Here is an 8210-nt window from a genome sequence, read left to right as displayed (position 1 = left end):
CCTCAGCATCGCGAGCCATCCGCGGCTATGCCGATGACCCGAGACACCCCTATTCCGATGTCGCGAGACACCCTATTCCGATGTCCTGAGCCAGCACACGACAGGCGGCTCCACGCAAGCCCCCCGGTAACTCGGGGGGCTTCGTCGGTTCTGCGGCAAAAGCAGTCACGACAGGTCCCCGTCCGCCTCGACATTGGTACCCCCCTGGTACCCCCACTCGAGATTCAGGCGGTCGAGGACAGCCCGATCCGCGCGATGCGCTGCACCGGCGGTTGTCCATTCGACGGACCACGGTGGCGGTGCATACCTACCGTGCTGATCGGGAGGTGGCACGACTGACTCCGACGAGCCTCCTTGGGTTGCAGCTCTCGGCCATCTCGGAGCTGAAGGTGAGCGCCCCAGGACCCGATGCACACCGCCCCCTCAGCGATCGGCCTCCTTCGGCATGGTTCGCATCCTGCCAACTCATATGGACGTGCGGAATCAAACCTGGGCCTCATACGTATGCGGCAGTGTGAACGTGACTATGGTTCGGAGCAGACATTCCCGGGCGAAACGAGGAAGCTTGCACATCAGCGCGCTCCGGATATCAAACTTCCGGAACTTCCAAAGCCTTGTGGTCGATCCATTTCCTCGAAACGCAATCGTCGTCGGCGAGAACGGTGCCGGCAAGAGCAACCTGCTCGTCGCGCTTCAGCTAGTTCTGGATCCGGCCCTCCCGCGAAGCGCCCGTCGGCTAAGAGAGACAGATGTCTGTGAGGCGACGCTCGCATCAACCCCGCTTGCCGATGTCGAGGTCCGTGTCGAGGTCGAGCTCCAAGGTTTTGAAGGCTCGACGGGCGCATTGAGTCAGTTCGACGGCTGGATCGTCTCAAAGAGCCCGCTGACCGCCCGTGTCACGTACGTGTGGCGCATGGAAGAAGAACCCGCCAAGGCTGAGGACGACAGAGCCGATGCCACTGCGCACGACTTCGTCTGGCGAATCTTCGGTGGCTCGGACGAGGCGCGAGATGCCAGCCGGATCGTCGACGAGATGCCCTTGACCGTTGTTCCAGCGCTCCGAGACGCTGCCCGAGACCTCGCAAGCTGGCGCACGAGCCCGCTTGCCGCCATCGTTGAAATGCGCCCACCGTCTCGGACGCTCATCGACACAGCGCTTGCCACAATCGGTGAGGCGACGGACAAGATCGCAGCCGACACGGCGCTGCTGGCCACGGGGGCCAGTCTTAAATCTCGCCTAGCCGATATGAGTGGCAACCACCTCGGTATCGAACCCACGATGGGTGTCGCAGCGAGCCGAGGAGAACAACTAGTCCGAAGTCTCCGACTCTTCATCGACGGCTCGCGGAGCAGGGACGTCAGCGACTCAAGCACTGGCGGGGCCAACGTCGTGTACCTAGCACTTCTACTCGAACGCCTGGCACTCCGAACGGAGGATGACGCACAACTCGACTTCGTACTAGGGGTTGAGGAGCCAGAGGCGCATCTCCATCCCGTCCTTCAACGGAAGCTCTTTGGGTTCCTGCTACAGGCCTACACAAAATTGGTGCTCACCACGCATAGTCCGAATATCGCCGCAGTTGCGGACCTGGCGTCCATCGTCCTGCTGCGTTCGGACCAGTCCACGGGAGTCACAGCGGCGCGGACGGTCCCGACTGCTGACCTCACTCCGGAGGAACTGGCGGACCTCGATCGGTATCTCGACACCAGCCGAGCTGAGTTCTTGTTCGCGAAGGCAGTCATCCTCGTCGAAGGAATCGCCGACGTCTACGTCGTGCGTAGCTTGGCAGAACGACTCGGGTTTGATCTCGACGCTTGGGGGGTTGTCGTCGCCAGCGTTCAAGGAACCGACTTTGGACCCTATCGGAAACTACTGGGGCCGGGGGGATTCGACATCCCACACCTAGTTATGACTGACGGCGACCAAGACGTGAAAGTCGCGCTAAGTGGCCTGGTGCGAGCTGCCCGACTGGTCGGGGGCGTCGACGGCGCGGCCCTTGAGGCGAAGGTTGTTGCGGTCCGAGGCGGTGACGCCACGATTGACCTAGGCACCCTGTATTCTGAGGCTGCGGCTGCTGGGATCTTCGTGGGCCAGCACACCCTTGAAGTAGATATGTGTGCGCTCTTGGGCACCGAGCTCGCGAGTTCCATCTCCTCGCTCCTCAGTCCAGATGCCACGACGGATCCGGCTCAGCGCGTCAACGACCTCCTGAGCAGCAACACGCTAGAGACCCGGAAGTCGCTGCTGTTGGCAGTTGATAACGTGAGCAAGGGCCGTCTTGGGCAGCGGGTCGCCAACGAAATTCTCGCCCTTCAGGAGAATCATCCGCTCGTACGGTTGTCTGGCGAGGAGCTCTCTAGCAATCCGTTGCGTTACGTGATTGATGCGATCAGCGCGGCTGCGGCGATGGTTGGGGCGCCTGTGGTCATCCCAACGGAAGCCGACTGATGGCTCTCTCGCCCGAATCTGTGCGCTTGACGGAGGCGCTGGCTGCACTGAACGACCGCCAGCGAGAAGCGGCTAACCACGATGGCAGCGTAGTGGTTCTCGCAGGCCCCGGTAGCGGGAAGACTTCCGTCCTCACCGTCCGTGCCGCGCGACTGCTTGCTACCTCAGTACCGCGTCGGTCGGCACTTGCTGCGATCACCTTTACCAATGCCGCAGCCGACGAGATGCGGGAACGTCTCGGACGCCTAGGGCTTCCGCAATCACGGAGAGTTTCGATCGGCACCGCCCACGCATTCTGTCTCAACGAGATTCTTCTTATCCACCGAGACATCCTGCCGCGTAAGTTGCCCGATAACGTCAAGATCCTGTCCGAGAGGGCCGCCGAGAGGGTGGGTTCGGCCGTGCTGACCGAGCACGGAATCGCGGACACGTTCGATGCAAAGCTCGCCCTGACCCGAGCACGGCGCAGAATTGCAATTGGCGAGGATGCTGTAGAAGGAGATGAGCCCCTTCAAGCAGCTGCCGAGGCCTACGCGCAGACCCTCCACGAACGCGGGGTGCTTGACTTCGAGGAAGTCATCGTTCGATCCTTGGAGGCTCTCAAAGATCCGACCATCCTCAGGCTGTTAGCGAACAGGTTCACTCATCTCCTCGTTGACGAGTACCAGGACCTGGGAGTCGTGCTCCACTCGGTCGTCACCGCCCTGCATGCTGCAGGCACTGAGGTCTCAGCAGTAGGCGATCCGAACCAGAGTGTCTTGGGCTTTACTGGCGCTAGCCCTGCCTTCCTGCTCGAACTTTGCCACCGCTCAGACTTTGAAACCGTCCAGTTGGATCTGAACTATCGCTCGGCGGCATCGCTGGTTGCGGCAGCCGCAGGCTTCGTTGCCTCGACAGCACCAGCACAGCGGCACGTGCGGGATGTTGAAGGCGTAATTAATCACGTCTCAGTTACGGGAAATCAATCAGCGCATGCCTCGCGAGCTGTTTCCTTGGCCCAAGGCCAACTATCGGCGGGCGTTTTGCCTGCGGAAATTGCGCTGCTCTATCCCAGAAAGGGTGCGTTCCTGACGGCTCTTCTCCTGGAGCTTGACCGTCAAGGTGTCCAGTACTTCCACGATCGCGCCGACGTGATCCCGAAGGGCCCGCTTGCGCGGTGGGTATCACGCTGCGCGTTGCGAAGCACGTTGCCAGATACGCCAGGAGCGATCCTTCCGATTGATCTCACAATCCCCGCGCTCGCGTACGAGTTCGGAAGGCTGTCGCAGGACAGGACCCGCGAGTTCCGGCGTAGCCGGGGTCGACAGCTCGCCGAGTTCTTTTCGTCGCAGGGCGAGCCCGAACTGGCCGCTAACGCGTTTACCGACGCACTCGCCGATGCCGTCGGCATCCGAGACTTGATCGACGCCTTACCGGACGAGACGGACCAAGATGATTTTCGGAGGCTCCTCGAGCTGACAGATGTGCCGGTCTCCGGCCTGGCATCCAGCATTAGTCCGACTGCTGTCACCGTGACGACATATCAGTCGGCGAAGGGGCGGGAGTTTGATTCAGTCATCATGCCGGGTCTGGTTGAGGGCAGCGTCCCGCTCTGGCCACCTACCGGCCCTCCCGCTTGGGACCGCGAACCTCCCGACGAGGAGTCGGTCGCCGAGGAGAGGCGGGGGTTCTACGTGGCCGTCACACGTGCGCGCAACGAGTTGTACCTGATCACTGGCAGTGGCTGGACGAACAACGGCGGCTTCTGGGAGCTCAAGTACGAAGGGCCAAGCAGGTACGTCCTAGAGCTCTTGGAACACGTCGAATAGACCACCCCGCCTTGACTCGCTCGCGCTTCTCCCGCGCCACACGGCGCAACTCCTCACGCTTCCCCTTGCGCTCGTCCGTCTTGTCTTGGACCCCGGGCGCGAGCAGACCAACCAATGCAGTGCCCTGTCAAATCCCAAGCCAAGGCCTCCAGTCACCCCTTCACCACCCTCAACCTCGGGGTTTGACTATCCGCGTCTCGGGAATCTCTCCCCTCGCGCGACAACTTCCCGACTGAATCACCACCGTCGATAGAGGTCGGGAACAATCCGAAGACATATCGCTTGAACTCGCGATCAGTGAGCCCGAGCTCTTCGGCGAGTGACATGAACTCCGAACGGGCCGGTTCGCTCCCGAGAAGCTTCTTAAAGAGGATCGATGACTCTGGAACAATCGGCCGGAAGTCTTCTTTAGTGCGATACCCCTCCTTCGACAGACTGATGCACAAGTCCCGATACGACCACTCTGTCAGCATGCCCAGTTCCCGAAGGCGGTGAGCGAGGGCCATCGCCGATACGCGCCACCTCCCCTTGGCGTGGAGGACAGTCTGCATGCCAGCACGCCATAGTGGCTGCGCCACAACGTCCGAGCGCGGCATCAAAAAACTCGCTGCAAAGCCGTGCGCTTCGCTCTCGGTCGCCCTCGGCGTCGCCGCCCCCGCTTCCTGATGAAGCACTAGATGCCCCAACTCGTGGGCTAGGTCGAACCTCTGCCGTTCACCCGTCTTACTGGTGTTGAGGAAAATCACCGCCCCAAATTTCGAAGTAAAACTGAACGCGTCCACATGCTGAATGTTCGGGTCCATACCGAACACGCGAATACCGTGCGCTTCGAGCAAGTGCAGCACATTTGGAATCGGCGCATCTCCGAGACCCCAACGCGCGCGCATAACGCCCGCCGCCATCTCGGGGTCGTACCCCGTCAATGTGGGTAGATCCTCCGTGGGAACCACATAGTGCTCCTGAATCCATCGGCCGATCTCGGTGCCGATACGACCCGCTGAGATTGCTCCGTCGCGTGCGCCTGCCGACATCTTCGACAGCGCCCTAAAGCTCACATTCTGGGCGGCGAGATGTTCCACGTCCTCTCCATAGAAGAACCCTCGTCGAAAATCAAGCAGACGCGCAATCTCTGTCACCGATTCATCAGTTGGATCCACTTCCTCCCGCTCCCACCGCTGAACGGTGCGGAGGGTCACGTTCATTTCTCTGGCCAACCTGCTTGCAGACCAACCCCGCCTGGCCCGCGCCAGTCGAAGCCGTGAACCGTTCAAGCGGTTCATCGGCGAGTAACAGGAAAATCGATGCCATCGTCCGGGAAGTCGTCCGTGGAGGGATTGCTCGCGGCAACGCCATCGACCTCGGTCACACCGAGCAGAATGCGCTGACCCCACGCCTCGATCCGCTTGGAGTCCCCGAGAACCGGGCGTGGCAGTGAGAGCTCTCCCGCCACCTTCCCCTCCCCAGCGCGGACGAGAAGAAACCAAGTGTCGAGGTCCTCCAAGCGGAGTTCCTCTTCACGCTCAGCCTCGAACTCAGGCAGCATCGGGGCACCGTTGAAAGACACGGTGCGCAAGACAGCGGCGCCGCGATCGCGGCGGGTTCGCGGGTAGCGACTTCCGGCGGCCTTGGGCCTTCCGGTCATCTCGTCCCCGGCCTGTACCACGATCGCGACCTTGCGCTCTGCATTCAGGATTCGGCAGATGCCATCAGGCTCATAGACCTCCCACCCGGTCCCCTTGGCAGCGAGCAGAACGTTCAGGTTCCTCACCAAGTACAACCAACGGCCCAGCCCTACGGCGTTGCGTGGGAACGGTCCGCCACCGAACTCCGCAGCTGCCTCCCGTTCAGCCTTGACCAACACCTGCTCCACCACCTCCGAAGCAGAGAGATCGAAACGAGCCAACTCCGCGTCCGCGCCCTCGGCTCCGAACTCTTCACTTGCCCACAGTGCCGTCACGCGTTCCTCCATGTCGTACTTCTTCGCCTCGTATGAGGAAGTAAAACACGACACGGTCGTGGCTGTCACCTCTCGCAAGAAGTTTCCATACTGTCTCAAGGCGGGCCTTCGGCCCGCGCGCACGCCGCTGGCGCGCGCTGAACTTCTGAGCTTTCGTACGTTCCATCTCCCCGGCGGGCGACGATCCGACCTCTCCGAGATCCCGTCAAGGCCCAGCTTGGGTGCATGGTCCAGACATGTGCTCCCGTACATGCGGTGGGCAGCATCGCGAAGACGGGGCCTCTGCGAGCTCTTCTCAGCTCCGCTATCGGGGCGACGGACCTCCCCGGTTCCTGGTACCCCCGTGGCACCCCCTCGGCGCACAACGGGCCGTGGAGGCACCACACCTCTGGCCTGCTGGCGTTTGCAGCGGCGTGTCGTACTGCAGTTCGCCTGCCCGGTCCAGCGGTTCCCCGGGAAACCAGAGGCCCGCTCCCTTCGTCAGGTCGAACTGCAGTACGACACGCCTTGGCTCGCTGTACGTCCAGCACAAGGATGCCCAGCCGCTCCCGAGCCCGCCGTGCCACGTTGATCAGTAGCCTTGCCGCACCCTCAGCCCGTCCATGAAAGGCCTCCGATGCGCGCGCCCCACGAGATCACCCAGCCTCTCCCCTCCCCCGCAGACGCGGTCTTCGACAATGCCCTCGGCGTCGTCCAGAACACCAAGAACCTGCAGATCCTCGCCGTCCACACCCAGGGGCGGAAGCTCGTGGCCCTCGAGAAGGCCAAGATGTCCAACCCCAAGATCTACGTCGTCGGCGTCGACGACGCTGAGGGGAAGGGCCAGCTGCATGTCGTGGTCGGGTCCGACCCACGCACCCGTAAGGCGCTGATGGACGGCAAGTTCAACAAGACCGCAGCCGAGAAGTACGTCGCGGCCGTCGAGGCCGCCGCGTCGGGCAGTGCGCCGGCCCCCAGCACGCCGGTGGCCAACCACTACATGCAGAAGAAGAACCAGATCCCGTGGGAGGACGCAAACGTGGAGCCGGAGATCGACCTCGGCTTCTCGTGGCTGGGCCTCGTGGCCCACATGCACTGACCGGGTCGTGGCGTGGCTGCTTCTAGCGGGCGGTCCACATCTGCTTGGCATGCGCGATCTCGTCACGGATGGCGTCCATCACGACATCAGTGACCTCGCGAGCAGTAGCGTCATCGGTACGGCCCGCCCAGGCTGTCAGGTCAAGGGGCGGGCCGACTGACAGGCAGGCCGTGTGGCGGTGCCAGAGGTGATGGTTGCCCTGCTGGGGCCCCCAGGTGCCCACCGGGATGACGACTGCATCAGGGTGACGGAGAGTCAAGCGGGCAGCGCCGGTACGCGCCGGCCCCGGCATGCGGTCGATCTCGGTGGTGAGGCGACCCTCGGGATAGAGCGCGACGAGCGCGCCCAGGCCGAGCAACTCGGAGGCGCGGTCGAGCGCATCGCCCGCTGACGCCGAACCTCGCGCCACCGGGATCTGCCCCGTGGCTCGCGCCAGCGCACCGATACCCGGCCAGCCGAAGACCTCCTGCATAACGAGGAAGTGCGGGAAGCGACGATGCCCGATCGCCACTCGCGCCACGGCGAGCGGGTCGGTCATCGTGAGGTGATTGGCCACGACGATCACTGGTCCGGTGCGGGGGATCTCTCCCGCCCGGAAGCGCACCCGGTGGGCCACCTTGGCCACGAGCCACACCAGCACAAAGCCGGCGGCGTTCTTCAGATGCTGACGAGGTGTGGTCACCCACGCAGTCTGGCCCACGGCCCACCCGGGGCGTCTGAGGCAGCCCCCATGCTTCACCACTGAAGCGTGTTGACGGATATTGCTTCAGCACTAAAGTAGCCTCCACAACCTTCACTCACCAAGGAGCACCAGTGACCCAGACCCAGCAGACCGAAGAGACCCTGCAGCCCGGCGCGGACCTGGACCAGCTCATCGACTCGTGCATCGCCAGCCGTGAGACCCGCTACGAGGACTGG

Annotated in this window: 6 protein-coding genes; 3 read left to right on the top strand and 3 right to left on the bottom strand. The window is 62.8% G+C overall.

Translation table 11 applies throughout. The features are described 5' to 3' along the window. Positions 1-565: 565 nt before the first annotated feature. The gene (locus ASG73_RS17325; protein WP_162253999.1) at positions 566-2449 is read left to right on the top strand and encodes an ATP-dependent nuclease; all 1884 of its coding nucleotides are present in this window, start codon (positions 566-568) and stop codon (positions 2447-2449) included. A 26-nt stretch (positions 2450-2475) separates the two neighbouring features. After that, the gene (locus ASG73_RS17695) at positions 2476-4257 is read left to right on the top strand and encodes an ATP-dependent helicase (protein WP_162253998.1); all 1782 of its coding nucleotides are present in this window, start codon (positions 2476-2478) and stop codon (positions 4255-4257) included. Positions 4258-4409: 152 nt separating this feature from the next. On the opposite strand, the gene ASG73_RS17315 is transcribed toward ASG73_RS17695, so the two are convergent. Both ASG73_RS17315 and ASG73_RS17310 read right to left on the bottom strand, forming a co-directional pair. Next, positions 4410-5537, bottom strand: a complete 1128-nt coding sequence (locus ASG73_RS17315; RefSeq protein ID WP_082567371.1) for an XRE family transcriptional regulator — start codon at positions 5535-5537, stop codon at positions 4410-4412. After that, on the bottom strand, positions 5534-6283 hold the full coding sequence (locus ASG73_RS17310; protein WP_055998446.1) for a hypothetical protein: 750 nt from the start codon (positions 6281-6283) through the stop codon (positions 5534-5536). Before ASG73_RS17310 ends, ASG73_RS17315 begins: the two co-directional genes overlap by 4 nt. A gap of 547 nt (positions 6284-6830) precedes the next feature. On the opposite strand from ASG73_RS17310, the gene ASG73_RS17305 reads away from it, so the two are divergent. After that, positions 6831-7292: a hypothetical protein gene (locus ASG73_RS17305; RefSeq protein ID WP_055998445.1), complete on the top strand. Its 462-nt coding sequence runs from the start codon at positions 6831-6833 to the stop codon at positions 7290-7292. A gap of 22 nt (positions 7293-7314) precedes the next feature. On the opposite strand, the gene ASG73_RS17300 is transcribed toward ASG73_RS17305, so the two are convergent. After that, positions 7315-7974, bottom strand: coding sequence for a lysophospholipid acyltransferase family protein (locus tag ASG73_RS17300; protein ID WP_055998458.1), 660 nt, complete (start codon positions 7972-7974; stop codon positions 7315-7317). Between the last annotated feature and the right edge of the window lie 236 nt (positions 7975-8210).

The sequence above is a fragment of the Janibacter sp. Soil728 genome (assembly GCF_001428305.1).
In the GTDB taxonomy this organism is placed as follows: domain Bacteria; phylum Actinomycetota; class Actinomycetes; order Actinomycetales; family Dermatophilaceae; genus Janibacter.
This window is presented reverse-complemented; position numbering and strand designations above follow the sequence as displayed.